The following is a 25,431-nucleotide window of genomic DNA, read 5'->3' on the forward strand; positions in this document are numbered from 1 at the left end:
ATTGTTAAAAAAGTGATCGCGCCTTGATTTTTAAATCACGGATAACGATTTTTATTGATTGTTTATTCAGCATCTCATACTAATTGTTCAACAATCTATTAAAAATGAATTAACAATCTTTATAACAAGTAGAACAATGGCACGATAATTGCCTGAGTGATAATCGCAATAACAACATCTACAACGACATAAATAATTAAAACAATAACGCATAGAGGAGTACGTATATGGCAGCTCAAGAAAGCGCACCAAGCACTGCTGAGTATGTGAAAAGTCGCCGTTCTTCGTTGATCAGTGCCATCTTTTTGATGGCGACGTCTGCAATCGGGCCTGGTTTTATTACCCAAACAGCAACATTTACTGTCGCATTAGGCGCAGCTTTTGCTTTTGGGATTTTAGCGTCAATCGTGATTGATTTTATTGTGCAGCAAAATATCTGGCGAGTGGTGACATTAACAAAAATGCACTCTTCTGAAATCGCCAACGCAACGATCCCTGGAAGTGGTTATGTTTTGGCTGTGCTCGTGATTTTTGGTGGTTTGGTATTTAACATCGGAAATATTGCAGGGGCAGGATTGGGGCTCAATGCGTTGGTGGGGCTTGACCCAAAATGGGGTGGGCTCATTAGTGGGTTATTGGGGATTTATATTTTCTCATCTCGCAAAGCCAGTACCTTTATCGATCGCCTAATGATAGGTTTAGGCTTGGCGATGATAGCATTAACTCTGTATGTGATGTTTGTTTCTAACCCACCCGTCGGTGAGGCGTTAAAACAAAGTGTAATGCCTGATACTATTGATTTTGCCATGATCACGACGATTGTTGGCGGTACTGTCGGGGGCTATATTTGTTATGCAGGCGCACACCGTTTATTAGATAAAGGGACGGTAGGGATTGAAAACATTCATGTGGTATCGAGCGCAGCAACAAAAGGAATTTTAGTTGTTGGTCTGATGCGTTATGTCCTATTTTTAGCGATTTTGGGTGTCGTCGCAAGTGGCGTAACAATCGATCTTTCTGGGCAAGCAGCGAACCCTGCATCCCAAGCGTTCCAAGCGGCGGCGGGTAATTTTGGGCTGCGTATTTTTGGTTTGATTTTATGGGCTGCTGCATTGACCAGTATCATTGGTGCGGCATATACCTCAATGAGCTTCTTGAAAGTATTCAAAACATCTATAACTGAAAGACAGCGCAACGTTGCTACCATTGTTTTTATCACGATTTCGTTGGTTATCTATTTATCAATGGGTACAGCTCCCGCTGCATTGTTAGTATTTGCGGGTGGGTTTAACGGTTTAGTGCTACCGCTTGGTTTAACCATTTTTGTGTATATCGCATGGCGACGCGCAGATTTAATGCCAGGTTATCATTATCCGCGTTGGTTAATTTGGTCGGGGATCGTGACCTGTGCGCTAACGTGGTATATGGCGGCTATGTCTGTTACTGCCATCTTTAATTACCTGAAATAACCCTTGGAGTGATGATGAAAAAACAAATCGATTTAAACAGCGACCTTGGGGAAAGTTTTGGTCAATGGCAAATGGGAAATGATGAGGCAATCTTACCTGTTGTCAGTAGTGCTAATGTGGCTTGTGGTTTTCATGCAGGATCGCCAGAAGGGATTTTAAAAACTTTAAAAGCGGCGAAAGAAAATGGCGTGGCTGTAGGGGCGCATGTAGGGTATCCCGATTTAGTCGGCTTTGGGCGTCGTAATATGGATATCTCGTCTAGCGAGTTGACCGCTGATGTCATTTACCAAATCGGTGCATTGAAAGGGCTAGCTGCCGCAGCGGGCACTGACGTGTTATACGTGAAGCCTCACGGAGCGCTTTATAACACCATTGCCCATGATAAACGCCAAGCTACTGCGGTTATTGATGCAATCAAAGCCATTGATAGTAAATTAATTCTTGTTGCATTAGCGGGTTCACCATTAATTGGTTGGGCGCAAGAAAGTGGTTTGAATGTGGTCGCCGAAGCTTTTGCTGATAGGGCTTATAACAGCGATGGTACATTGGTGTCTCGCAAACAGGCTGGCTCTGTATTGCATGACCCGAAAATCGTGGCTGAGCGCATGCTGCAATTGGTACAAGAAGGGGGCGTTGTCTCCATTGATGGCCAATTTACCCCGATTGATGCTGGGTCAATTTGTGTTCACGGGGATAGCCCAGGAGCACTGGAAATGGCGCAACAAGTTCGATTAATTCTTGAAAAACAAGGGATTGAGATTTATGGCTTTGCACACAAAGGGGAACGGGAATGACACAATTAATGAAAGCTTCCAAGCAAGCGATTGACGCCGCACGAACAGCCCGCGAAGCGATACGCAATGGTTATGATAAACCGACAGCAGGCCTTGCACCGGGCATGACGCAGGCCAATATGATTGCGCTTCCTCGTGATTGGGCGTTTGATTTTTTATTATATGCACAGCGTAATCCCAAAAGTTGCCCCGTTTTAGATGTATGTGAAGCCGGGAGCTGGCAAACCATTTTAGCGGAGGGAGCGGATTTACGAACGGACATCCCTCGTTATCGTGTATGGGAACATGGGCAATTAGCGGATGAAATCACGGATGCGACAGCGATTTATCAACAATATCCTGATTTAGTCACTTTCCTGATTGGTTGTAGTTTTACATTCGAAACACCCATGATTGAAGCGGGAATTGGTGTGCGACATATCACCGATAAATCGAATGTTCCGATGTATAAAACTAATCGTTTGTGCCGTCCGGCAGGGCGTTTGCAAGGGGAGCTTGTAGTCTCAATGCGACCAATTCCCGCTAATCGAGTTGCTGATGCCGTGAGTATCACAGGAAGATTCCCCGCTGTTCATGGTACACCTGTGCACATCGGTGCTCCTGAACAGCTCGGTATTGTTGACATCATGAAGCCAGATTTTGGCGATGCGGTGCGTATAGAAGAAGGGGAAATCCCTGTATTTTGGGCCTGTGGTGTAACGCCACAAGCGGCAGTGATGAAATCGGGTGTGCCATTTGCGTTAAGCCATGCCCCTGGATATATGTTTATCACTGATGTCCCTGACGCAGCTTATCATATATAGAGGTGCCCATTGAGATTTTTACCAGTCAACCTAAGTGCGCTGATGGTAGAGCTGCAAAGCCTTGAACAGACAATGGCGCTCACAGATTCATTGCATGAAACGCCTATCAAGGGAGTGGAAGAAATCACGCCTGCGGCAAGAACGATTTTAGTGCGATACAACCCAGTTATTGTTGATGCGAAAAATTTAGTTCGTCAAATATCTGCCAGAGATATTTCGAAAATCACGTCTAAATTGAGCAAACTCGTGGTCATTCCCGTGCATTATACAGGGGAAGATCTAGCTGAAGTCGCTGAAATATTGGGTATTTCTACCGATGAAGTGATCCGCCGTCATACAGAAAATGAATACCAAGTCGCTTTTAGTGGTTTTGCGCCAGGCTTTGGTTACATGGTGTCGAGGGGTGCGAATCTGCATGTACCTAGACGTCAATCACCACGCGTTCGTATCCCTGCTGGTTCGGTCGCACTTGCGGGAGAATTTAGCAGCGTTTATCCACAAGCAAGCCCCGGTGGATGGCAACTGATTGGTGTGACAGACATTGCGATGTGGGATATCAACCGCGCAGAGCCTGCATTGGTGCAAGCAGGTTCGCGGGTAAACTTTATCGATGCAGCAAAAAGCACGGTGAGCTATAGCTTGCCTGAAAAGGCCAAAGAAACGGTAAGTTCACAAGGCCAAGCAAATGATTTTGCTGTGTTAGCTACAGGGCTACAAACGTTATTCCAAGATTTAGGACGTATTGGCCAATCAGCGCTGGGTATCTCTGAATCAGGTGCGATGGATAAAAGCGCCTTACGAAGTGCCAATCGTTTAGTGGGCAATGCTTCAGATGAAACTGTGTTAGAAATTACACAAGGTGGCTTCAAAGCACAGGCGAACAAAGATTTAGTGGTTGCTATTACAGGTGCACCTTGTGCAATTGAAATCACGACAGAAAACGAAGAACACTACGAAGCAGATGTGTACCAAACTATCCACCTTGCTAAAGGGGATGTGATCAAATTGGGTCGACCGAATAAAGGTGTGCGCAGTTATTTAGCGGTACGGGGGGGCTTTAATGTCGAACCTGTTTTATCTAGCCGTTCTTTTGACACCCTTGCTCAAGTAGGGCCGTTGCCATTAATGGTAGGGCAGGTGCTGGCAATAAATAATAAAGCAACTTCACAAGCGATCTCGGTTAGTGAAACCCCTATTTTTGATTACCCATCAGCGGACGATGTCGTGGTATTAGATGTTATTTTGGGGCCGAGAACAGATTGGTTTACGCAACAAGCCATAGAACGGCTCACCAACCAATTATGGCAAGTTACCGCTGCATCGAACCGTATTGGTTTACGTTTATTGGGTGAACACCCTTTTGAGCGCGAAATCCAACAGGAATTACCGAGTGAAGGAACGTGCATTGGTGCTATCCAAGTACCTGCCAATGGGCAGCCCGTTTTGTTTTTAAATGACCATCCATTAACAGGGGGCTACCCCGTTATCGGTACGGTGTGTGAGTACCATTTGAGCCTTGCTGGGCAAATTCCTGTGAATGCTCAAATCCGTTTTAATCCATTAGGTGAATTTAAAGAATTACAAGGGAGTGATTGTACTTATGAATACGAACAACAATAATAAAACCCATAAAGTATTGATTGCCAACCGTGGCGAAATTGCCGTGCGCATCATCCGTGCCTGCCGTGATTATGGTTTTCAATCTATCGCCGTGTATGCAGATAGCGATATTGCAGCATTGCACGTTAAAATGGCGGATGAAGCTTATGGGTTAGGCGGGAATTCTCCAGCAGAAAGCTACTTGAACATTGAAAAATTAATTGATGTTGCAAAAAAATCAGGGGCGACGATGGTTCACCCAGGTTATGGCTTTTTATCAGAGCGTGCAGAGTTTGCTCGATCAGTCAGTGAAGCAGGGCTAATCTGGATTGGGCCGAGTGCGGAAAGTATTGAGACCTTAGGTGATAAAGTTCAAGCCCGTCATATTGCACTGCAAGTTGGGGCTCCGTTAGTGGTCGGTACCAAAGACCCAGTTAAAGATGCGCGAGAAGTGGTGGAATTTGCCCATCAACACGGTTTACCTATCGCCATCAAAGCCGCTTTTGGTGGTGGTGGACGGGGTCTAAAAGTCGCGTGGCAAATGCATGAAGTCGAAGAGCTTTATCATTCTGCTGTGCGTGAAGCGACTGCGGCATTTGGTCGAGGTGAATGCTTTTTGGAGCAATTTTTACATAACCCTCGGCATATCGAAGCGCAGGTTATTGCAGATACCCATGGTAATGTACTGGTAGTGGGAACGCGCGATTGTTCATTGCAACGCCGTAACCAAAAATTGGTCGAAGAGTCCCCTGCACCCTATTTATCAGAAGCGCAATTACAGCAAATTATCACCTCATCGACCGATATTTGCCGTAAAGCTGGTTATGTGGGGGCGGGGACAGTTGAGTTTTTATTGAGCCAAGATGGTACCTTATCTTTCCTTGAAGTGAATACACGACTACAAGTTGAGCACCCTGTTACAGAAGAAACTGCGGGCATTGACCTTGTTATTGAACAACTGCGCATTGCGGAAGGTTTACCATTAAGCATCCGTGAGATGCCTAAACCACGGGGCCATGCTTTTGAGTTTCGCATCAATGCCGAAGATGCAGGAAATGGTTTTCTACCCACGCCTGGAACAATCACTATTTTTGATGCCCCATCAGGGCCTGGGGTACGCGTGGACAGTGGGGTAGAGGCAGGAACGACAGTCCCACGGACCTTTGATTCATTAATGGCAAAACTTATTGTCGTTGGAAGTACCCGTGAGCAAGCAATTTCCCGAGCTCGTCGTGCTTTGTCAGAGTTCAATATTGGAGGGGTGGCTTCTGTTTTACCTTTTCACTGTGCAGTGATGAAACAATCTGATTTTTGTGAAGATTTTAAAGTGCACACTCGATGGATTGAAACAGAATTTAATGTGGATATTCCATCAGCGCCGCGCCAAATTCCACAAGAGGGCAATGAATTAACTCGTACGTTTATTGAAATTGATGGTAAACGTTGCGAATTGGGTTTGCCTGCTCAACTTCTTTCGGGGCTATCTGTTAACCGTGCGCAAGAGTCAAAAAATGTGTCACAAAAGGTGAGTAACCCAGATGCAGTCAATGCCCCGATTTCAGGTGTGCTCTTTAATTGGTTGATCCCACAAGGTGAAAAAGTGCTTGAAGGGGATATCATTGGGGTTATGGAAGCGATGAAAATGGAGGTTCAAGTGCTAGCTCATCGAACAGGAACATTAAAATACAGTGCTAACAAAGGTGACTTTATTGAAGCTGATTGCCAAATCGCAGAAATAAATTAGGTAAGCCTTGAGCTAACTTGGGTTCAAAGCTGAACTCAAGTTAGCGTGAATGGCGCTCTGGCAATGAACGTAAAGGAGGATGGGGCGCTGGTACAGCATGTTTTTCTTCTTCAGTCATTTCTTCGCTATCACGATAGACTTCCCCGCACAAAAAATACAGGTTTGGGCGTTTAGACTCAAGGTAGCTTTTTCGACTAACACATTGTTCTTGCGTGAAAATGGTGTCAGTTACAGGAAGTGCATCACATGAATCTGTACCGCAAGGGCTAACCCATAATGCCCAACCAATAAGTACCATATGTCCTGCCATTTACATTGCCATCCTTAATGAGAGCCAATATTAAACGCTGAAGAAGTATTAATGTGATGTGTATGATTGAACGCGTTAGTCATACAGTTATGTTATCAGTGAAATTCTAACATTAGCTTAACCAAATGTATCTATTTCTCCTTGGTAAACAGATAAGTTCACATTAAATAACAAAATATGAAAGTTGAAAAAGTTTAAACCTATTATAGTGATAGATACAATAATTTACCTTAGGTATAAACAAGTTAATTTGTTAAATTGTGATAAAAAAAATTTGCGATTTTTTAGCGCTGGCTCGCAAAAAAACAAAATAATTCGCTATTAAATCCCGTTTTCAGAGCTTAACCCTGTCCATTAATGCGATCATTAACTAGGATTACGATAACGTCTAATAAGAAAATCGATAGGATTATATGATGAATTCCATGGAAGAAGTGCTTTCATTTTGGTTTGAAGAATCAACGCCAAAACAGTGGTTTGAAAAAAGTACAAAGTTTGATTCGACGATTGCTCTTCGTTTTTCAGCTATCTGCGAGCGCGCAGCAAAAGGGGAATTGGCTTATTGGCGTGCGTCAATTCGAGGTCGTTTAGCGGAAATTATTGTGCTTGATCAGTTCTCTCGTAATTTATGGCGTGATACCCCACGCGCCTTTGCACAAGATGCGATGGCATTGGCGCTAGCTCAAGAAGCCATTAAACAGCATGATTATAATTTACTGACGCTATCACAGCGTAAATTTGCTTTAATGCCTTATATGCATTCAGAATCCAGTTTTATTCACTTACAAGCAGTGGAATTGTTCCGTATGTTAGGGGATGACAACACACTAGATTATGAAATGCGCCATAAAGCGATTATTGATAAATTTGGTCGTTATCCGCATCGTAATGAGATTTTGGGGCGCCAGTCAACCAAAGAAGAATTGACTTTTTTACAAGAGCCAAACTCCTCATTTTAGCGTATAGAATAACCAAAGAGCAGGTTGCTCTTTGGTATGACAACAGCTAGCGGAATAACTCAGCTTGAATTGGAATTAGTTCTAGTTGTTGTTGTAAGTCAGCCAAGTAAATTTCAGTGACTTTTGCAAGGTTTGGGTAGAAAGGGTTTTCTGTTTGCGTTTGTTGAACTAAAGCTAAGTAGCGGTAAGCCCAAGGTAATAAATGCTGCTCCAGCAATTCAATAATAGCCTCATCCTCGTCTTGTTCAGCAAGTGCTGAAATCGCCATCAACATCAAGCCAAATTGGTCTTCGGGTTCACGAATACCAGTATCGGTGACTAGCCCTTTTGATTGTAGTAAGTTGCGATAAGCCGCGGTCGACTCGCCCATCACAGTATTGTCGTGTTCAAGGTACACTGAGCCCCAAGGTGGCGCTGGCATAGTGCCTTGGCCTTCAAATAAGACAGAATAGTCATAAGTGATATCATCAGGGGACGTTTGGGATAACGAAGTACAAATAGTCTGAATTTGTTCTGAGTCCTCCCATGTATGCAATTGCGGTATTTCACCTAAGACTGGGTAGACGTTCTTTAACGTATCTGATTGCGGAGAGTAATAAAAAAACGCACCTAAAATGCGCAGTATAGTGGTGTCTAGCATCGTATTTTATCCATCTTGTTTGCGCTACAGCATGACATTTTAATCTGGCATCGTTACAGAATAATTTTTAGTCCTTAAACAAAGAACCCCAAAAGGAGTTCTTTGATAAGCTATCTTAACACAGTAACAACAAGGGGTTACATGGTGATCTGCCATAAGTTATAGAAAGCAATACGACCCGCAAGCTCAGCCAATAAAACAGCAGCTGCACAGGTGGCCAATGTTGCTTTTGGTGCACGTTGTTTCAGTGCTATTCCAACAAATGCGGCTAGGGCGATGGCTAAGACAACCACTTGGAAGCCCCAAAAACCGGTTTGTTCGCCGCTGAGAACAGGGCCTGTTTCTGTTAGGAACGCTTGGTATCCTGCACGGCTGGCAAAAATAGCGAACGTACCAATAAGGAAAGAGGCAAGACCTAGCCCTCGAGCGCCAATGGCAATAGCAAGTGCACCACCACCAACAAGCATGGTCATCCACATTTGCAACGTAGTGTAACCAGTATTCCAGTTAGCAATTGTTGCAATGTTATATACCTGTGGAATTGACCAAACAAAGGCTAATCCAGACACAACAGCCGCAATATTGGATAATTCGCGTAACACCGCATTTTTAAAGAATAACGTGAAAAACAAGGTTGCTGCTGCACATCCAACAAATACACCACTTAGGAAGGCTTCGTTACTCATTGGAGAACGACCAACACCCAGCAACATATTAAAGAAGCGCAGTGGTTGACCCACGTGCAATCCACCAATCACTAAGCCAATGAGCATAACAATAAACGCGACGATATTGGCGGTTTTTAACTGTTTGTCATCAATGGAACCCATTTTTCGGCTCAAATAAGCCAGCAAAAATAGCCCTGCGGCAGTTTGCCCTAAGACGGTGAAAAAAACTAATGGTAGCTCATGCATTTTACACCTCCGCTGGGTTTTTTAGTTCGCCGCTTTTATCGCCAAATGGCTTCGCGTCTTTATGGGGTTTGATGACAATGTTCGGGTTGGTGAAGCTAGGATCTGGCATTGGCGCGATCCCGCATTCAGTGCCGTGTAATTCACGCAGAACATTAATATCATCAAAATCTAAAGCGCGTTGTGGGCAAGACTCAACACACACAGGTTTCATGCCTTTTGCGACACGTTCATAACAACCATCGCACTTGCTCATCAGCTTTTTCTTCTCATCAAATTGTGGAGCACCATATGGGCAACGCAATTCGCAATAACGGCAACCGACACAAATAGACTGGTCGACAACCACTAAACCATCTTCTTCACGTTTGTGCATAGCGCCTGTTGGGCAGCCCGCAACACAAGTTGGGTTTGAGCAGTGGTTACACGAAATTGACAGGTAATAATTAAAGACATTTTGCTGCCAAATGCCATCTTGTTTTTGCCAACTACCACCGCCAAATTCGTACACACGACGGAATTTAGGGCCTAAATCTAAATCTTTTTCGTCCTTACAACTGACTTGACAGGTTTTACAGCCAGTGCATTTTGTGGAGTCAAAATAAAAGCCATACTGTTTCATCATTTAACTCCTTAAGCGCGTTTAACTTCAACAAGGTTGGTATGCTGTGGTGTACCTTTCGCGAGTGGGGAAGGCACATGTGAAGTTAAGGTATTGATACAACCGCCAACATCTAAACCTTCACTATTGAGGGTACGCCATGCACCTTGCGGAACAGCAATAACACCGGGTAATACACGCTCAGTCACTTTAACTTTAATTTGGATACGGCCACGGTCATTGAATATCTCAGCCAGATCACCATTATTTAAACCACGCTGTTGCGCATCAATTGGGTTGAGCCAGAATTGGTGAGGAATGGCCTCACGTAGCATCGCCACATTATAATAGGATGAATGCACATGACCTTTATCATGGAAGCCTGTCATCAATAAAGTGTGTTTTTGGTCTTTAGCTTGTGCCTCAACCCCTTCTTTATTTACACAATATTCTGGAAGAGCAGGGATGCGTTGGCCTTCTGGCAACTCCCAATTTTTAACTCTTTCAGCCAGTTTTTCTGAATAAATTTCAATTTTCCCTGATGGCGTTTTTAACGGGTTGTTAATCGGGTCATCACGGAATTTTTTCAGTGCAATATTTTCGCTGCTATTTAGGAACTTACGGTCAATGATACCCGCACCGTCTGTTTCACTAAACTCAGGTAGGTGTGGCATTTTTTCACGAGTTTTGTTGTAACAGAACTCAATCCACTCTGCGTAAGTACGGCCTTCTGTGAATTGATCTTTAACACCCATTTTTTCCGCTATTTCGGCTAATACGTCATAGTTAGGACGGTTTTCCCATAGTGGCTCAATCGCATTCTGTAGGCGCACAAGGTAATGATACGCACCACTTGCATAGGAGTTATTAATCAGGTCGTTAGTTTCAACGGTGGTGACGTCAGGTAGCAGTAAATCTGCATATTTAGCCGATGGGGTGTCGTGGTTATCCCACACTAAAATAAACTCACACTTAGACTCATCAGAGAGAATTTCATGGGTTTTATTCAAGTCACCGTGTTGGTTACCTATAACATTACTGGAGTAACACCACATAAATTTGATGTCGTTTTCCAGTTTATCAACACCTTTGATACCGCCATTTTCTGCCGTCAGTTCTTTACCGCGTACAATGGCTTCAGACCACATGTAGGTTGGGATCAGCGCTTTCACAGGGTTAGGTAATGCAAAACCTGCAACTGGGTAAGCGTAGCTATTACCCCATAAACCGGTGTTAGTACCAGCTCGACCAATATTGCCTGACATCAATGGCAGCATCATGATAGAACGGCAAGCCTGCTCACCATTTTCCGTACGTTGTAAGCCCCAACCTTGTGAAATCCAAGCGCGATTTGCATTGCCAATTTCACGTGCTAATTGGGTGATACGTGCAACAGAAATGCCAGTTAGCTTACTTGCCCATTCAGGTGTTTTAACAATGCCATCTGGGCCATTACCTAAGATATAGTCTTTATATGAACCATTACGCGGCGCAGATGCGGGAAGTGTGGACTCATCCCAGCCAACACAGTAATTTTTTAGGAATTCTTCGTCAGTTAACCCTTCTTGGATCATTACATAGCCCAGTGCTGCAACTAATGCTGCGTCAGTACCTGGGTAGATAGGGATCCATTCAGCGCCTAACGTTGTGACGCTATCAGTGCGGCGTGGGTCAATAATAATGACCTTTGCTTTACTCTTATCTAATGCATTGAGTGTTTCATAAAATTGGCCTCCACCAGACATTCGTGTTTCGGCGAGGTTATGACCAAACATGACAACTAAATCAGAATTTTGAATTTCGGATAAATAAGACTCTTCAACGCTACCATATACGTATGGTGTAATTTCCATTAACTGAGCGTATGAATAGGTACCGTAATCACCTAAGAAACCACCCGTTAAGCTGAGTAGACGTTTACACGCGGCACGGCCATGCAAGTTTGCGCCTGTTGAACCAGAACCATACTGATAATAAATAGCATCACTGCCATATTTATCAATGGTATATTTCAGTTTTTCAGCAATGATAGTAGTGGCTTCATCCCAAGTGATTTTCTTGAATTTTCCTTCACCACGTTTACCTACACGAACCATTGGGTATTTTAAACGGTCAGGATTATAGGTTTTCCAACGCACTGAGCGTCCACGTAAGCATGGGCGAATTTGGTGTTCGCCTAACGTGGAGTCATCGTACATTGTTTCGTTAGAAATACGGCTGATAACACCGTCTTTAACGTGAACCTTCAGAGGGCAACGACTTCCACAGTTAACTAAGCATGCGCTGTAACTGATTTTTTCGCTGACTTCGTCAGGCATGATTGCTGGTGCTTTTGCTTGAGCAGAAAAGGGGAGAGTGATTGAGCCAGCCACTGCGGCGACACCCGCAACGGTTGCAGAGGTCTGTATAAACTCCCTTCTGCTCAGTTCTCCAAATTGAGTATTATTTTTAATTTTATGCATTGACATTGCCTATATGTAAATAACAACACGACTAACTTGTTTTATATGTTAAAAAATGTCTGTGTTAAGTGACATGATTTACATCAATGTTGATACGGATAAATTTTATGTATTTATATAATTTATAAGGTTTTTTTAGCTGAAGAGGTTTTTAGTTCTATTTTTATTAACTATCGTTATATTTATTTTTATATAATGATTGGGTGGGAAATGAGGAAAAAGAGGGGCTAAACCCTCTTTTAAAATACTACTTTAGATGTAGATAAATAAGAAAGTTTTACTAATCACTTGGTGTTAACGGTTTTACTGCCGACGAGTTAATTAATCTAACATCATTTCCGGTAGGTGATTGATGTGGCATTAAATTAAATTGCGGTAAGATAGAAAAAATGTGGTCAAAGATATCTGATTGGATCCTTTCATATTCAACCCAAACCGTTGTATTTGTAAATGCGTAAATCTCGATAGGAATACCATTCGAGTCCGATTCCAATTGCCTTACCATGATGGTCATTTTTTTATGAATGTTAGGGTGTGCTTTTAAATAGGCATCAATATAAGCACGAAATGTCCCGATATTTGTCAAACGGCGTTGGTTTAATGGGATCGCTTTCTCATCAGGAATTGCAGAATTAAATACTTGGATTTCAGATACTTTTTGGCCAATATATGGTTCAAGTAAATTGGCTTTTTCGCAGAGCGTAATTTCTTCAGGCGTTAAAAAATGTACGCTGGTGGCATCAATACGAAAACTGCGTTTTATCCGTCGCCCACCAGATTCTGTCATGCCTTTCCAGTTCTTAAAAGAATCTGAAATTAATGCATAAGTTGGAATGGTCGTAACGGTATTATCCCAGTTACGGACTTTCACTGTGGTTAAACCAATATCAACAACGGCACCGTCAGCACCGTATTTTGGCATTTCTAACCAATCACCAATATTCACCATATTATTGGCTGATAGCTGTATTCCAGCAACTAAGCCCATTATAGGGTCTTTAAATACCAACATCATCACTGCCGTCATGGCACCTAACCCACTTAAAATAATCAGTGGAGATTTACCAATCAGTAGTGCAATGATCATGATGGCAATCAGTATTGATGCTATGAGCTTAATACTTTGGAATATGCCTCGCAGAGGAAGGTGTGCGGTTTTGGCAGCACGTTGTAGGATACCTAATACGATATCGAGAATAGAATAAATCGTTAATAAACCAAATAGTAGGCACCATGCTTGTGAGCCAACCTTAAGAACGGTTTGTGCGGTTGAGCCAGCAGATAGCCAAAGCGTTGCTTGGATATTAACTACCACCCCTTGGATCACAAATGCAATTCGGTTGAAAAGATAATGTTGGGTGAGCAAATGAGGCCAGCTACCCGCAGATTTTTGCCCCCGTTTTTCTAACGTAGGCAGTAATATTTTGTGTAAAAAAAGGTGCAATACAAGGGCGACAATCAGTATGAGCCCAAGCACCATGAGCAAAGAGGCGAGGTTGGCATAGTCTTGATTAAACTGGTGTACCCAGTCGAGCAGTTGCTGCTGCATGTGTTCTCCTTCTATGACGATGTTTTAATTGCAGTTTATCTCTATAAAAAGTTTTGGTTACTAAGAAAGACTATCATGGGCAGATTTAAATTTCATTATAAGAGAAATAAAACTCTGTCTTAATAATGTATGGAAGCGATAAATATTAGGATGATAATAAAATTACTTTGGTAATAATAACGTAGATGAATGGATAGCTTTTAGCGTAACGTGCCAGACATGCCAACATAAATTTAACACACTGCAAAATAGCAATAAAAAAGCGGCTTTGAATTCAAAGCCGCTGTGCAGAATATTTGCAAATTAACGCTAATGATAAGGTAAATGAAAGGTTTGATTGACTAGAAAACAACTAACTTACATAAAACGTTTTGACAGTAATTCAATGACTTCTTGAACACTACTGATAAATTCTTTAATGCTGCTCATGGTTAACTCCGATTATTAAAGTGTGATCTCGATCACGTGAAGGCATTTTAATCTTTGGGTTGTTAATGTCAAGTTAATCCTAAAATATATTTTAAAAATTAAACATAATTTTAATGTGGGTATTTGTCGTGACTATAGTTGTTTCTTCTATAGGCTTTATAAGAAAAAAGATGAATTGAAACGCAGATGGGTAAATATGGTGTATGGTTAATTATACGAAAGAGAATAAATTGGCTAATTAAAGGGATGTATATCAATGATAACTTACGTGAATGGTCAATATCTACCTGAAGAACAGGCTACAGTATCTGTTTTCGACCGAGGTTTTCTATTTGCCGATGCAGTATATGAAGTGACCGCCATTATCAATGGAAAACTTGTCGATTTTGAAAACCATATTGCACGCTTACAGCGTTCATGTCATGAATTGCAACTTGATTTACCGTATAGCGTGGATGAGATTAAACAAATTCATACGCAATTAATTGAGCGTAACAATATCAATGAAGGACTTATTTACCTTCAATTCACTCGAGGAAATGCAAAACAGCGTAATTTTTTATTTCCTGATAAAGAGACTAAACCAACGTTAGTATTGTTTGCACAAAAGACGAACATTGTTGATAGCCTAAAAGTAAAAAATGGCATTACGGCTGTCACAGTAGAAGATATTCGCTGGGGGCGGTGTGATATTAAGACGGTGGCTTTATTAGCTGCGTCCTTAGCAAAAGAGCATGCTAAACAACAAGGTGCTGATGATGCAATTTTCGTCAAGGATGGGATTGTAACAGAAGGAAGTTCCAGTAATTGCTTTATTGTGAATCAGTATAATCAATTACAGACTCGAGGGTTGACTCATGAGATCTTACCCGGTATTACACGAAAAGCGGTCATTTCGCTGGCTCAAGAGCAGGGTATAGAGATTATTGAAAAAGCATTTAGCCTTGAAGAAATGCTAACCGCGAAAGAAGTTTTTATGACATCGGCTACAACATTAGTTTGCCCTGTCATCAAAATTAATCATCAGGTGATTGGGGACGGTAAGCCGGGGAGTATTGCCATCCGGCTACGCGAGATTTACCTAGAGAATACAAAATAACAAATAGACTTTGTTATTTTGATTGCAGAAATTCCTTAACGGAAGAAACCGTGACCATGCCCTCTAATGCTTGGAGACTTTGCTGATGAAGTTCAAGTGTTGGAGCGGCGCATAAATCATCTAAAATAGTGACAAAGTAGCCTAAATCATGCGCTTCACGCGCTGTGCTCTGAATGGCTTTTACGGTGCTAACACCACCAATAAACAACTGTGTAATTCCATTATTCGTGAGCCACTTATTAAAATGGTTTCCAGCAAATGCGGAGACACCTTTTTTAATCATTACAGGATCGCGAAAACCCACATCAAGGTCATGTACCCAATTACAGCCGTTGTCACTTAGTTTTAATGCACCAATTTCTTTGGCGTGTTGAAACATAGGAGAGCCAGCGGGAACATCGTGGTAATTATCTGAGAACCCCACTTTTACCCAAATAACAGGAATTCGAAGGTTTCTTGCATGAGTGGCTGCCTGATTCGCTTTTTCAATAATCTTTCGCTCATATGCTTGTTGATAGCTCGAATTTGATAAGCCATTTTTACCAATTATCTCTTCAATGAGATCAATAATTACTAATGCCTTGGACATTATTGCCTCTTTTTTCTGTAAGTAAATTAACTTAAAGGCGTTATGTTAACTGCAAAATAGTTCCTATGCTGTTAACTCAATTACAGAATTCAATTTAAGGTAAATCAATAATGAAACCAATCCCTTTATTATCTAATCCATCAGTAACTTTAATTGACGCATTAATTTTCAGCGCTAAATTATGGGCAATGGATAAACCTAAGCCACTTCCTGTTTCCATTGTGCCTGGGACACGGTAAAAACGAGAAAAAATGAGTTGGCGGCTTTGTTCTGGAATACCTCGTCCATTATCTTGTAATGAAATGGTGGCCCCAAAAGGGGTTAAGTCTTTAATAGAAACTTTAATTTTGCCTTTCTCAGGGCAATATTTAATCGCATTTTCGATTAAATTGGTAAAGATATTGGTGAGCGCTAGCTTATCTGTGAATATATAGAAAGAATCTGGGCTTTGCAGTTCAACATCGATATTTTTATTAATCGCATAAGGAACATGGGATGAAATAATGGTGCTGATTAAAGTGGGTAAATCAATTTTCTCTTTATTTAAGACAAAATCCTCGGCTTCTAAACGGGCTAAATCAATAAGTTGATGAGATAAAGAAGCTGCGCGGTTCAATGTTTCCTGCATATCATTAATAATTTCTTCTTTTTCTTTTGGATTATCGATTTGCATTAATAAATGTAACTGAGCGATAACTGCGGCAATAGGGGTACGTAGTTCATGTGCTGCATCTGCCATAAAGCGTTTTTCGCGCTGATTTGCTGCATCAACGCGGGTCATCAGGTTATTGATTGCCGCAATAATAGGACGAATTTCTTTATATTGTTCTTTAACTTCGATAGGCGATAAGTTGCCTGGTTGGCGACTGGATATAATTTTTGCAGCTTGTCTTAATGGCCTTAAGCTAAAATAGGCTGTAATGACAATAGCAAGAAACATGATTGCTAATATAAAAGCTAAGGGTATTGCAGTCCCTTCCGCTGGCGTACCTAACAATGAGGTACGGTCTGCGTAGGATTCTGCAATAATCACTTCAAATTGCTTAGAGTGATTCCATGCGGATGTAAAATGCCAATCTGGGTATTGCCTTGTTAACTCGTCAATTGTTTTTAGCGAAGGTACTGCTAATTTTTCACTATTGCGGTAAAGAACATTACCTAAGTTGTCTCTAACAACCATAAATGGTCGATAATTAATCCCTTCACCATTCTCAATAGCCTCTGTATAGAGATTTTGTAATATGTTGGCGATTTCATTAAAATATTCAGGATTATCAGAAACGACGCCTAGTGTTTTGGCAAACCCAGTCGTAATGATTACTTGTTGCTTGTTTAATTCTTCATGAATTGATGGCCAATAGAAAAATTGCAGCCAACCGACTAATATTAGCCATAGAAAAATCACAGAACTAATTTGTAAGCCGAAGGTATAAATAAAAAAGGATTTAACTTTCACTTGGCTGAGCTTCTTTTTTTAATAAATAACCGATACCACGGATAGTAATAATACGGTCTTTACCTATCTTGCGGCGCAAATTATGAATATGAACTTCTAAAGAGTTACTTTCCACATCATCGATACCAAAGAGTCGCTGCTCTAAATCTGTCTTTCGAACAACATTATCTGCATTCTTAATTAATTCATACAACAATAAATACTCTTTTCCAGAGAGCAAGAGTAGCTGTTCATTAAGCGTGACTTGATGATTTACTGGGTTCAATTGCAGATTATCTAATTGCCAAATTTCGGATGAAAATCCAGCTATTCGACGGCTTACAGCTTTGACGCGAGATATAAGTTCGGGCATGGCAAATGGCTTGGTCAAAAAGTCATCCGCACCTGAGTCTAAGCTAGAAACTAAATTATCCATTTGATTTCGGGCAGTTAATATAATGATTGGGATTGATTCCCCAGAGTTACGCCATGCAATTAACTCATCATGACCATCACCATCAGGTAGCCCTAAATCTAATAGCATTAAATCAAAATTACGAGAAGCGAGCTGTGATTTTGCATCGGTAAGCAATCGCACCCAACAGGGATTAAAACCTGCCAATTCAAGCCCACGACAAAGTGCTTTCCCCAGTTGGAGATCATCTTCTACTAATAGGATATTCATATTATCACCTCTGGGCGTCAGTATAAGCAGCCAATGGAAACCAGACAACATCTAGTCGTCCCAACTTCAGCTTAGATTTAAGTTTATCTTAAGCTTGGTTTAACCCATTTTTAAGGTACAAAAATATAGACGGATTATTATTCTTACACCTTCCTAAGAATAAGAGCATTGATGATGAAACAAGCTATCTATGAAGTACCAATATTTATCGCAGTAATTCTTATTGCATTGATAATTATGGGAAAAGATTTTAATAAAACATCGAGTGTTCATTTTTCAAACATAGCAATCAATGAAATAGCTACGTGTACGGATATTAATAAATGTATTTCTCAGGCGCAGCTTTCTGATGAAAGAAAAAGAAAATTAAGCCCATTAAAAGAAATTAAAACATTTATAAGGCAAAAGATTTATTAATCACGATGAGTGACATTTAAATATGAAAAAAATTGTAGCATTAATGGTTGGTATTTTGCCATGTAGTTATGTTGTCGCAGGAGAAAGTACATTTATTGTAGGGGCAGGCGTCAATATAGCGCCAGTTTATGAAGGTTCAAAAAAATACCAGTTTGGACCAAATTTAGAGGCAACATATGCTTACCTCTCTGAGGATTATGGTGTATTTAGCTTAGGCATTGACGGTGCAGCATGGGGGATAGGCTTAACAGATAATCTCACTTTTGTTAGTTCGTTGGGCTACGATTATGGCCGTGATGAAAAAAATGGTTTTTTAGGTAATAAAAATAAAGATCTTAAAGGAATGGGGGACTTAGATGGCTCTCTGTTAGTCGGCGCTGATCTTTATTACACATTGAACAATTATGCATTTTATATTATGGGTGATGTTGCAACAAAAGATAGACATTACGGTGGGCGCCACATAGGTCGCACTGTTACTGTAGAATTAGGTATGAATACAAACTATGAAATTAATGATTCATGGGAAATGGAATATAACTTAGCGACGGTTTGGGGAAATAAAGCCTATAACCAAGCCTATTTTGGTGTTTCCAAACAGCAAGCAAGTAAATCGAAGTTTACAGAATATGATGCAAGTAGTGGTTTTAAAGATGTGCATGGCTCAGCTATATTAAATTATAATATGGATGAAAATCTTACGTTATACACAGGTGTTGCTGCATATTATTTAATTGGTGATGCAGGTAAGAGTTCATTAACAGAGCAAAAATTAGGTTTTGTAGGGTTAACCGGCTTCCGCTACGCGTTCTAAGTATAACAAAATAAAGGAATGCTTATTTATTGCTAACATTCCTTTAATTAATGAAGTTTATTCAGTAGTATTTTCTTCGGGGATCCACCCGTCATCCAACCAAATTTCTTCTAATATTTCTTCAATACGAATCTTATCTTCTGACATCTTGGTACCTGAGATATTTACACGTTGCTGTGAGCTAAAACCAACACGAGTTACCATATCAGGGTACTGATTCTGTAGTTTACGTAGAATCTCAGATTCAAGTGCATGTAAAACGTTTGTGCTTGGTTTTTGTGGTGCGTTTTTATCAAATAAAACTTCAATCCGTAACATAATAGCCTCGGCTAAAGACTGTATTAATATACAGTATTTTTAGATGTATAAGGGAAAAAAGTCAATAAGATTATAAAAAATTTTTCAAATTAGATGAGATAAAGGGCAATGGATTTTAGGGGAGAAATAATAAACAATTAAAACAGATAGTTAAGAATAACTAAAAATAAGGTTGTAGAGGATAAATTGATTGTTAGTATAAAAAAAATATGTATTCTAAAAGTGTATTGTGTTCACGTAATGATGAGTATAGGAATAAATGTTACATTCAATCAGATTATCTAGGAATGATATAAACGAGAAAGAGCTTGTTAATCAGTTATATGATAAATCCTTTCCACTTTATGAGCAAAGAAGCTACCAAGGTAGAGAGTCGATTTTAGGGCTCAATGATTATCATCTTTATTACTTTACAGATAATAGTGAATTTGTGGGTTTTATAGGTTGCTGGAAAATTAAAGATTATTTTTATGTTGAACACCTCGCTATTGCAGACTCGTTAAGAGGGCAAGGCTATGGACAGAAAGTGTTAAAACAATTTTGCCTCGATGTTGGGCAAGTTATTCTTGAAATTGACCCTGTTATTGATGAAGTAAGCAGGAAGCGACTTTCGTTTTATCAGCACTGTGGTTTTCAACAAAATGAATATGCACATGCGCACCCAAGCTATTACCCTGAAAATAAGCCTCATGAACTAGAAGTATTAAGCTATCCACAAGCTATAGATAAAGAAACTTATCAACGTTTTAACCAGATGCTACAAACAGTTGTGATGGAAAAAACGTTATTGTAAATCTGTTAATAAGACAGTTTTAGCTTGGGATGTAGCAATAGATAAGTTCTGGGTCATGATCATCCAAGTTTTCAATACTGCCACTCGGAATAAAGCCAGCTTTCACAAAAAGCTGTTGGGTGGCTGTATTTGATTGATTTGTTGAGGTGAAAACTTTTGTTGTAGGGCTTCTTTTGATTAATTGTTTTATTAATAGTAGTCCTAAGCCTTGTCGGCGATATAGGTTATTAACCATCAAGAGTTCAATAAACCCATGTGCAAAAAACTGTGGCGTTATAACACCGTACGCGAATATTTGTTCATTTTCTTCCAATACAAAACAATGATCCTGTTTGACCCAATGTGTGATTTCGCTTAATCGAGTATCTGTCGCTACAGTGTCTATTCTGTAGATATTGTTTATATCATCTACTGTCGCTAAACGGCAATTCATATAACTCTCTTACCAATTTATTGTGGTTATGCAGTATAGAGCAAAATTATTTTACTTATCAATGCTATCTAAATATCGGTAAAACATCCAATCGCGCTTTTTGTGCTAGGCATCGAGTTTTCATAAAAAATGCATGGTATTATATACAGTATTGAAAGGTTTCTAGGTATTAGTAGCAACGAGGTCATAATGGAAATAGGAAGTCAAAGCGAATATTTAGATCAAAAATTTTGTGATTTAGAATTTGAAGATGAAAAATTTGAACATTCCCTGTTTGAGCGGTGTGAATTTATCAATTGCAACTTTACGGGAAGTCGTTTTACAGATTGTAGATTTGTAGAATGTACATTTTCAAAATGTAATTTAAGCTTAGTCATCATTCCTAACTCACGTTTTTCTGCTTGTGAATTTAATGGTAGCAAATTAGTGGGGATTGATTGGACAAAAGCGTATTGGCCTCGCTTTGATTTTTATTCACAGTTGAGTTTTAAAAGCTGCATTTTAAGCGGTGGCAATTTTTTTGCACTTAAGCTCCATGAAACACAATTTGATGATTGCCGTTTACATGATATTGATTTTAGAAATGCGGAACTTAATAAATCGGTGATAACAGATTGCGATTTATCAAATAGCTTATTTATGCAAACCAATTTAACGTCGGTAGATTTTACGGGAACGCATTCCTTTACGATTGATATTCGCCAAAATACGCTAAAACAGGCTAAATTTTCACGTTTCGAAGCATTAGAGTTACTGTATGGTTTAGATATTCAACTTGTTGATTAATTGAATATAAATAATAAAAATGCCCTTTGCAGGGAGAACCTGAAAGGGCGGGTTACCTAATATCACATAGCATACATAAGTCCTATCTGCTTATCTTCAATCTCAATACTAATTTTGTCACTATCAGGCATATCAATAGTTGCCAAAGAGATGAAAAAAGCAATGACAATGATGGTATATACGAGAAACATACAAACCTCCCGTAATGCTTGGCGTTAACGATACTGCGCATAAGCGTGTTCGCTCAATTTAAGAATAAATGAGTTTTTTAAATTTGGAAATAAAAAGGAAGTATTTTTTGTTGGAATTTTACCTGTCTTTTACCCGAATTTACCCATTTCAAATTTTAGACATAAAAAAACCAACCCTAACAGGTTGGTTTCTCTAAGGAATTTTGGTCGGCATGAGAGGATTTGAACCTCCGACCCCTGACACCCCATGACAGTGCGCTACCAAGCTGCGCTACATGCCGAACTGTGATTTATACTACTCAATTTGCCCTTAAAATCAAGAGCCCTATATCGAGTCTGATTGATTTTTAAGCACTAATTTTCATTAAATCGTTTTAACTCTGTGAAAATTTTTAGAAGCTCAGCTAAATCAGGTTTTGCCTCTTTTTCAATAACACCTTGTTTATCATAAATATTAAACTGGCCATTATGATCCATATATAAAGTGGCATTGTCAGTTGTAATAACCACATCATCATTATCACCAGTAATTACCCATGGGTATATACGTTGGTTACTGAATAAGTCTTCACCTTGACTGTAATCATCTGTTTGATTAGTAACATGTAATAACCGTTGCATCAACGTGGTCATAATGTCTTGATGACTCGTTAACTTACCAATTTGTTGGGCAGGTGTATTTGGCCAATAAATAAACAGGGGAACGCGCATTTGACTGCGGTTGAATTTTTTATCATTTATCCAACCATCAACTTGTTTTCCTTGGTTATTATAGCTGGCGGTAATAACCACAATGGTATTTTGAAGTCGGTTTTCACGTTTTAAAGTTGTAATAACCTGGTCAATTTGCTCATTGGTTTTAGGGCTACCAGGCACTCCTTTAATATTTAAGAAAGAGAACCAAGGTGAGTCATGTTTAAGACTGTCTAACCAGTTAACCCATTGATTAATAGTCAAGTTATCATTATCTGCTGTTTTAGCTGGTAATGAGTAATCGGATAAAATAGCCTGGCGGAACAACGGTGAGTTAAATCCATCCGTTGAGAATAAACCAAACTGATAACCTTGGTGTTGCAGCGCTTCAACCAAGGCTGAAGGATGACGGCCATTAAGTATATTATCAATGTAAGTAGATGAAATACCATAGAAAAGGCCAAATAAGGCAGTGTCATCATGTAAGCCAGCAGTATAGTGATTTGTAAACTGCGTACTCATTTTTTTAAAGCTATTAAGAGCACTCATTTGGGTTTGCTGAGCATCATCACCCAGATCGTCAACAACTAATAAGAGTAGGTTATACCCAGCACCTTGGTCATAGTAACTCAGAGGTTTAAGAGGGTAGTTGAGCTTCAGTGCGGTTGGGCTACCTTGTTGGAACACACGATTTTGGTGCTCAGCGAGGTCAAGCAAACCATATCTATCTAATAGTTTGCGAGCTGTCATTGGTTGTGAAAGTGGGTAATTATAACGCTGCATGGTGATCGGACGATAAAAATTCGCATCAGCCCATGCGTACATTAAATGCGTCATAATAAAAGTCACAATGAAAATGCCTGCTAGAGGCTTACCAAACGTTTGGCGGTTTAAGCTGCGTAACTTTTGCCAACTCCATGTTGCAAATAGCATTTCAACCAAGAAAATAATGGGGATGCTGATAAACATCAGCTGCCATTCACGAGCCATTTCACCTTTGGCTGGGTTGATAACTAAATCCCAAACTTGCGGTGTTAAATGAAGGCCAAATTGGCTAAAAACACGGATATCAAAGATGAGGAGCGTAATGCCAGCGGTGGCAAGTGCAACGAAAATTAGTCTCAGCAGCCGCTGAGACATCACAATAAAGGTCAGTGGAAAAATAATGAGTAGGTAAGCGGCAAAGACCACAAAACTAAAATGACCTAACCAACTGACGAAGGCATAAATGCGGCCAGCTAATGTGTCTGGCCAATCAAAAATAAACAGGTAGCTGCTACTTAACACGAGGCTAAGCAGTATATTGAATAGTGCAAACCAGTGCCCCCAACCAATCATGTTAGAGACTTTGTCACGGTAGCGCTGATGGGTGACCATACTGTTTATTTCATTAATCTGTTAGTGTGATTTATCTTCTTTTACAGAAGAAAGTAACGCATTGGCAAAGGATTCTGCAATCATTTTACGTTGTGCGGGGGCAACTGACGTATTGAGCAGGTTCGTTACCATATTACCTAACACCATTAGGGAAAGGTCAACAGGGGTATGGTTTTTTTCTAACACACTTACGAGGTCAGAGAGTAAACCTTCAACTTTGTCATCACTATAGCGAGATGATTGTGGCATAAATTGAGACATCCTAAATTAATGAAAGCTACATATCATAGCGTATAGCCGCATGTTTTTCTTCTTTCTTCGCAACAAATTTTCGTTTAAGTGATAATAATGCTTATTCAGATTCAAAAAATGCGTATTAGTTCAGCATTTGGTGATGAAAAATGTGGCAAATGATAGTTTCTATTGCAGCGCACAGATATCAATGTTTGAATACGCGCGATAATATTTCTGCTAGAAGAAGGAGCCAACAATGAGTCTGGAAATTACCCAGATAGCCTTACATCAGTTGATTAAGCGAGATGAACAAACCTTAGAGGTGATGTTACGGGATTCTTTATTGACGGCAGATGATGTCGTGCAAGACATGATGGCAGAATTGCACCGTGTTTATAGCGCAAAAAGTAAAGCCTTTGGTGAATTCAATGAAGAAAGTGAATTAGCTGATGCATTAAGACTCTTGCGTAAGGGTGAAGAAGAATTTTTAGGTTTTAGCCGTGCCATGACGGTTCGTTTAAAGGATGAGTTAGCGAAATACCCGTTTGCGGAAGGTGGGATTGTCCTTTTCTGCCAATATCGTTACCTTGCCGTTGAATATTTATTGATTTCCGTTCTAAATAGCTGTGACAGCATGTTTGTCACGGATACTTTAGATTTAGGGACGACACACTATTTAGATATTCCACACGCAGATATTGTTGCACGAATTGATTTAACTGAGTGGGAAACCAATCCAGAGTCAAAACGCTACTTAACATTCTTAAAAGGTCGAGTAGGGCGAAAAGTTTCTGATTTCTTTATGGATTTCTTGGCTGCATCTGAAGGCTTGAATGCAAAAGTACAGAACAAAGGTTTAGTCCAAGCGTTGGACGACTTTTGTGATAATGCGCAGATGGATAAAAACACTCGCCAAGCGTATCGCCAACAAGTGCATAGCTACTGTACTGAACAGCTGCAATCTGGCGAAGAAATTGAACTACAGGAATTGGCAAAAGAGTTGCCAATGGTAGAAGAACAGAGTTTTGATGACTTTGCTCGTCAAAATGACTATCAATTGGAAGAGAGTTTCCCAGCAGATAGGGGAACGCTTAAACAATTGACTAAATTCTCGGGCAGTGGTGGCGGTATAACGATTAGCTTTGATGCTATGTTGATGGGAGAACGTATTTTTTGGGATCCAGTGACGGATACGCTAACCATTCGTGGTACACCACCAAATTTACGCGACCAGTTGCAACGTCGTGGTAACAAATAAGATTCTTAGAATAATTGGTTTAGTGCATTGATGGTTTGA

Annotated in this window: 25 protein-coding genes and 1 tRNA gene; 12 read left to right on the forward strand and 14 right to left on the reverse strand. The window is 40.2% G+C overall.

All coding sequences use genetic code 11. The annotated features are described in order from the left end of the window. Window positions 1–227 precede the first annotated feature (227 nt). From J6836_RS04720 to J6836_RS04740, 5 genes are read left to right on the forward strand one after another with little or no spacing between them, the layout of a single operon-like run. Entirely contained in the window at window positions 228–1,469 is a 1,242-nt protein-coding gene (locus J6836_RS04720) for an NRAMP family divalent metal transporter (RefSeq protein ID WP_219247258.1), read from the forward strand. A 14-nt stretch (window positions 1,470–1,483) separates the two neighbouring features. Then, entirely contained in the window at window positions 1,484–2,263 is a 780-nt protein-coding gene (locus J6836_RS04725; RefSeq protein WP_219247260.1) for a LamB/YcsF family protein, read from the forward strand. Beyond that, complete coding sequence (locus tag J6836_RS04730; RefSeq protein ID WP_219247263.1) at window positions 2,260–3,066, forward strand: putative hydro-lyase; 807 nt, start codon at window positions 2,260–2,262, stop codon at window positions 3,064–3,066. The genes J6836_RS04725 and J6836_RS04730 overlap by 4 nt, the downstream gene beginning before the upstream one ends. 9 nt (window positions 3,067–3,075) lie before the next feature. Continuing rightward, window positions 3,076–4,686: a 5-oxoprolinase subunit PxpB gene (gene pxpB / locus J6836_RS04735; protein WP_219247265.1), complete on the forward strand. Its 1,611-nt coding sequence runs from the start codon at window positions 3,076–3,078 to the stop codon at window positions 4,684–4,686. Then, on the forward strand, window positions 4,667–6,409 hold the full coding sequence (locus J6836_RS04740; protein WP_219247267.1) for an acetyl/propionyl/methylcrotonyl-CoA carboxylase subunit alpha: 1,743 nt from the start codon (window positions 4,667–4,669) through the stop codon (window positions 6,407–6,409). The genes pxpB and J6836_RS04740 overlap by 20 nt, the downstream gene beginning before the upstream one ends. A gap of 40 nt (window positions 6,410–6,449) precedes the next feature. On the opposite strand, the gene J6836_RS04745 is transcribed toward J6836_RS04740, so the two are convergent. After that, window positions 6,450–6,719, reverse strand: a complete 270-nt coding sequence (locus J6836_RS04745) for a hypothetical protein (protein WP_219247269.1) — start codon at window positions 6,717–6,719, stop codon at window positions 6,450–6,452. Window positions 6,720–7,135: 416 nt separating this feature from the next. Here J6836_RS04745 and J6836_RS04750 point away from each other — a divergent pair, with 416 nt between their 5' ends. Beyond that, complete coding sequence (locus J6836_RS04750) at window positions 7,136–7,678, forward strand: DUF924 family protein (RefSeq protein WP_219249380.1); 543 nt, start codon at window positions 7,136–7,138, stop codon at window positions 7,676–7,678. A gap of 46 nt (window positions 7,679–7,724) precedes the next feature. On the opposite strand, the gene J6836_RS04755 is transcribed toward J6836_RS04750, so the two are convergent. From J6836_RS04755 to J6836_RS04775, 5 genes are all read right to left on the reverse strand, one after another. Continuing rightward, window positions 7,725–8,318: a TorD/DmsD family molecular chaperone gene (locus J6836_RS04755; RefSeq protein WP_219247271.1), complete on the reverse strand. Its 594-nt coding sequence runs from the start codon at window positions 8,316–8,318 to the stop codon at window positions 7,725–7,727. A gap of 137 nt (window positions 8,319–8,455) precedes the next feature. Beyond that, on the reverse strand, window positions 8,456–9,232 hold the full coding sequence (locus J6836_RS04760; protein WP_219247273.1) for a dimethyl sulfoxide reductase anchor subunit family protein: 777 nt from the start codon (window positions 9,230–9,232) through the stop codon (window positions 8,456–8,458). 1 nt (window position 9,233) lies between these two features. Beyond that, window positions 9,234–9,851, reverse strand: a complete 618-nt coding sequence (locus J6836_RS04765; protein ID WP_206082307.1) for a DMSO/selenate family reductase complex B subunit — start codon at window positions 9,849–9,851, stop codon at window positions 9,234–9,236. A gap of 11 nt (window positions 9,852–9,862) precedes the next feature. Continuing rightward, the gene (locus tag J6836_RS04770; RefSeq protein ID WP_219247275.1) at window positions 9,863–12,292 is read right to left on the reverse strand and encodes a DMSO/selenate family reductase complex A subunit; all 2,430 of its coding nucleotides are present in this window, start codon (window positions 12,290–12,292) and stop codon (window positions 9,863–9,865) included. 280 nt (window positions 12,293–12,572) lie between these two features. Beyond that, window positions 12,573–13,841, reverse strand: coding sequence for a mechanosensitive ion channel family protein (locus J6836_RS04775; protein ID WP_219247277.1), 1,269 nt, complete (start codon window positions 13,839–13,841; stop codon window positions 12,573–12,575). Between the two features lie 679 nt (window positions 13,842–14,520). Here J6836_RS04775 and J6836_RS04780 point away from each other — a divergent pair. After that, the gene (locus tag J6836_RS04780; protein ID WP_219249383.1) at window positions 14,521–15,369 is read left to right on the forward strand and encodes a D-amino-acid transaminase; all 849 of its coding nucleotides are present in this window, start codon (window positions 14,521–14,523) and stop codon (window positions 15,367–15,369) included. A 13-nt stretch (window positions 15,370–15,382) separates the two neighbouring features. On the opposite strand, the gene J6836_RS04785 is transcribed toward J6836_RS04780, so the two are convergent. From J6836_RS04785 to J6836_RS04795, 3 genes are all read right to left on the reverse strand, one after another. Then, complete coding sequence (locus J6836_RS04785) at window positions 15,383–15,958, reverse strand: cysteine hydrolase family protein (RefSeq protein WP_219247279.1); 576 nt, start codon at window positions 15,956–15,958, stop codon at window positions 15,383–15,385. Between the two features lie 94 nt (window positions 15,959–16,052). Continuing rightward, window positions 16,053–17,414 carry a sensor histidine kinase gene (locus J6836_RS04790; protein WP_219247281.1) on the reverse strand — a complete coding sequence of 454 codons (1,362 nt, stop codon included), beginning with the start codon at window positions 17,412–17,414 and terminating at the stop codon, window positions 16,053–16,055. After that, on the reverse strand, window positions 17,404–18,078 hold the full coding sequence (locus tag J6836_RS04795; protein ID WP_219247283.1) for a response regulator: 675 nt from the start codon (window positions 18,076–18,078) through the stop codon (window positions 17,404–17,406). Before J6836_RS04795 ends, J6836_RS04790 begins: the two co-directional genes overlap by 11 nt. A 171-nt stretch (window positions 18,079–18,249) precedes the next feature. Here J6836_RS04795 and J6836_RS04800 point away from each other — a divergent pair, with 171 nt between their 5' ends. Both J6836_RS04800 and J6836_RS04805 read left to right on the forward strand, forming a co-directional pair. Beyond that, the gene (locus tag J6836_RS04800) at window positions 18,250–18,495 is read left to right on the forward strand and encodes a hypothetical protein (RefSeq protein WP_219247285.1); all 246 of its coding nucleotides are present in this window, start codon (window positions 18,250–18,252) and stop codon (window positions 18,493–18,495) included. A gap of 22 nt (window positions 18,496–18,517) precedes the next feature. Further along, on the forward strand, window positions 18,518–19,309 hold the full coding sequence (locus tag J6836_RS04805) for a MipA/OmpV family protein (RefSeq protein WP_219247287.1): 792 nt from the start codon (window positions 18,518–18,520) through the stop codon (window positions 19,307–19,309). Between the two features lie 57 nt (window positions 19,310–19,366). Here the strand turns inward: J6836_RS04805 and J6836_RS04810 are convergent, their stop codons facing one another. After that, window positions 19,367–19,627, reverse strand: a complete 261-nt coding sequence (locus tag J6836_RS04810; RefSeq protein ID WP_219247289.1) for a DinI-like family protein — start codon at window positions 19,625–19,627, stop codon at window positions 19,367–19,369. A 259-nt stretch (window positions 19,628–19,886) separates the two neighbouring features. Here J6836_RS04810 and J6836_RS04815 point away from each other — a divergent pair, with 259 nt between their 5' ends. Continuing rightward, window positions 19,887–20,420 (forward strand): GNAT family N-acetyltransferase, encoded by a 534-nt coding sequence (locus J6836_RS04815; RefSeq protein WP_219247291.1) that lies wholly within the window; start codon window positions 19,887–19,889, stop codon window positions 20,418–20,420. Between the two features lie 19 nt (window positions 20,421–20,439). On the opposite strand, the gene J6836_RS04820 is transcribed toward J6836_RS04815, so the two are convergent. Further along, window positions 20,440–20,853 carry a GNAT family N-acetyltransferase gene (locus J6836_RS04820; protein ID WP_219247293.1) on the reverse strand — a complete coding sequence of 138 codons (414 nt, stop codon included), beginning with the start codon at window positions 20,851–20,853 and terminating at the stop codon, window positions 20,440–20,442. A gap of 189 nt (window positions 20,854–21,042) precedes the next feature. On the opposite strand from J6836_RS04820, the gene J6836_RS04825 reads away from it, so the two are divergent. Continuing rightward, entirely contained in the window at window positions 21,043–21,639 is a 597-nt protein-coding gene (locus tag J6836_RS04825; RefSeq protein ID WP_219247295.1) for a pentapeptide repeat-containing protein, read from the forward strand. A 395-nt stretch (window positions 21,640–22,034) separates the two neighbouring features. Here the strand turns inward: J6836_RS04825 and J6836_RS04830 are convergent. From J6836_RS04830 to J6836_RS04840, 3 genes are all read right to left on the reverse strand, one after another. After that, window positions 22,035–22,111 (reverse strand) — tRNA-Pro (locus J6836_RS04830). 73 nt (window positions 22,112–22,184) lie between these two features. Next, window positions 22,185–23,900, reverse strand: coding sequence for an LPS biosynthesis-modulating metalloenzyme YejM (gene yejM, locus J6836_RS04835; RefSeq protein WP_219247297.1), 1,716 nt, complete (start codon window positions 23,898–23,900; stop codon window positions 22,185–22,187). A gap of 21 nt (window positions 23,901–23,921) precedes the next feature. After that, on the reverse strand, window positions 23,922–24,149 hold the full coding sequence (locus J6836_RS04840; RefSeq protein ID WP_219247299.1) for a YejL family protein: 228 nt from the start codon (window positions 24,147–24,149) through the stop codon (window positions 23,922–23,924). A gap of 241 nt (window positions 24,150–24,390) precedes the next feature. Here J6836_RS04840 and yejK point away from each other — a divergent pair, with 241 nt between their 5' ends. Then, window positions 24,391–25,392: a nucleoid-associated protein YejK gene (yejK, locus tag J6836_RS04845; protein ID WP_219247301.1), complete on the forward strand. Its 1,002-nt coding sequence runs from the start codon at window positions 24,391–24,393 to the stop codon at window positions 25,390–25,392. Window positions 25,393–25,431: the final 39 nt, after the last annotated feature.

Source organism: Providencia sp. R33 (assembly GCF_019343475.1).
Taxonomy (GTDB): domain Bacteria; phylum Pseudomonadota; class Gammaproteobacteria; order Enterobacterales; family Enterobacteriaceae; genus Providencia.

Bases quoted from the DNA above. Each gene is read 5' to 3' on its own strand.
- J6836_RS04805 (WP_219247287.1), top strand. From the start codon at position 18,518: ATGAAAAAAATTGTAGCATTAATGGTTGGTATTTTGCCATGTAGTTAT.
- J6836_RS04770 (WP_219247275.1), bottom strand. From the start codon at position 12,292: ATGCATAAAATTAAAAATAATACTCAATTTGGAGAACTGAGCAGAAGG.
- yejM (WP_219247297.1), bottom strand. From the start codon at position 23,900: ATGGTCACCCATCAGCGCTACCGTGACAAAGTCTCTAACATGATTGGT.
- J6836_RS04840 (WP_219247299.1), bottom strand. From the start codon at position 24,149: ATGCCACAATCATCTCGCTATAGTGATGACAAAGTTGAAGGTTTACTC.
- J6836_RS04800 (WP_219247285.1), top strand. From the start codon at position 18,250: ATGATGAAACAAGCTATCTATGAAGTACCAATATTTATCGCAGTAATT.
- J6836_RS04815 (WP_219247291.1), top strand. From the start codon at position 19,887: ATGTTACATTCAATCAGATTATCTAGGAATGATATAAACGAGAAAGAG.
- J6836_RS04775 (WP_219247277.1), bottom strand. From the start codon at position 13,841: ATGCAGCAGCAACTGCTCGACTGGGTACACCAGTTTAATCAAGACTAT.
- J6836_RS04745 (WP_219247269.1), bottom strand. From the start codon at position 6,719: ATGGCAGGACATATGGTACTTATTGGTTGGGCATTATGGGTTAGCCCT.
- J6836_RS04825 (WP_219247295.1), top strand. From the start codon at position 21,043: ATGGAAATAGGAAGTCAAAGCGAATATTTAGATCAAAAATTTTGTGAT.
- J6836_RS04740 (WP_219247267.1), top strand. From the start codon at position 4,667: ATGAATACGAACAACAATAATAAAACCCATAAAGTATTGATTGCCAAC.
- J6836_RS04755 (WP_219247271.1), bottom strand. From the start codon at position 8,318: ATGCTAGACACCACTATACTGCGCATTTTAGGTGCGTTTTTTTATTAC.
- J6836_RS04720 (WP_219247258.1), top strand. From the start codon at position 228: ATGGCAGCTCAAGAAAGCGCACCAAGCACTGCTGAGTATGTGAAAAGT.
- yejK (WP_219247301.1), top strand. From the start codon at position 24,391: ATGAGTCTGGAAATTACCCAGATAGCCTTACATCAGTTGATTAAGCGA.
- J6836_RS04810 (WP_219247289.1), bottom strand. From the start codon at position 19,627: ATGTTACGGATTGAAGTTTTATTTGATAAAAACGCACCACAAAAACCA.
- J6836_RS04730 (WP_219247263.1), top strand. From the start codon at position 2,260: ATGACACAATTAATGAAAGCTTCCAAGCAAGCGATTGACGCCGCACGA.
- J6836_RS04785 (WP_219247279.1), bottom strand. From the start codon at position 15,958: ATGTCCAAGGCATTAGTAATTATTGATCTCATTGAAGAGATAATTGGT.
- J6836_RS04795 (WP_219247283.1), bottom strand. From the start codon at position 18,078: ATGAATATCCTATTAGTAGAAGATGATCTCCAACTGGGGAAAGCACTT.
- J6836_RS04820 (WP_219247293.1), bottom strand. From the start codon at position 20,853: ATGAATTGCCGTTTAGCGACAGTAGATGATATAAACAATATCTACAGA.
- J6836_RS04750 (WP_219249380.1), top strand. From the start codon at position 7,136: ATGAATTCCATGGAAGAAGTGCTTTCATTTTGGTTTGAAGAATCAACG.
- J6836_RS04725 (WP_219247260.1), top strand. From the start codon at position 1,484: ATGAAAAAACAAATCGATTTAAACAGCGACCTTGGGGAAAGTTTTGGT.
- J6836_RS04760 (WP_219247273.1), bottom strand. From the start codon at position 9,232: ATGCATGAGCTACCATTAGTTTTTTTCACCGTCTTAGGGCAAACTGCC.
- J6836_RS04765 (WP_206082307.1), bottom strand. From the start codon at position 9,851: ATGAAACAGTATGGCTTTTATTTTGACTCCACAAAATGCACTGGCTGT.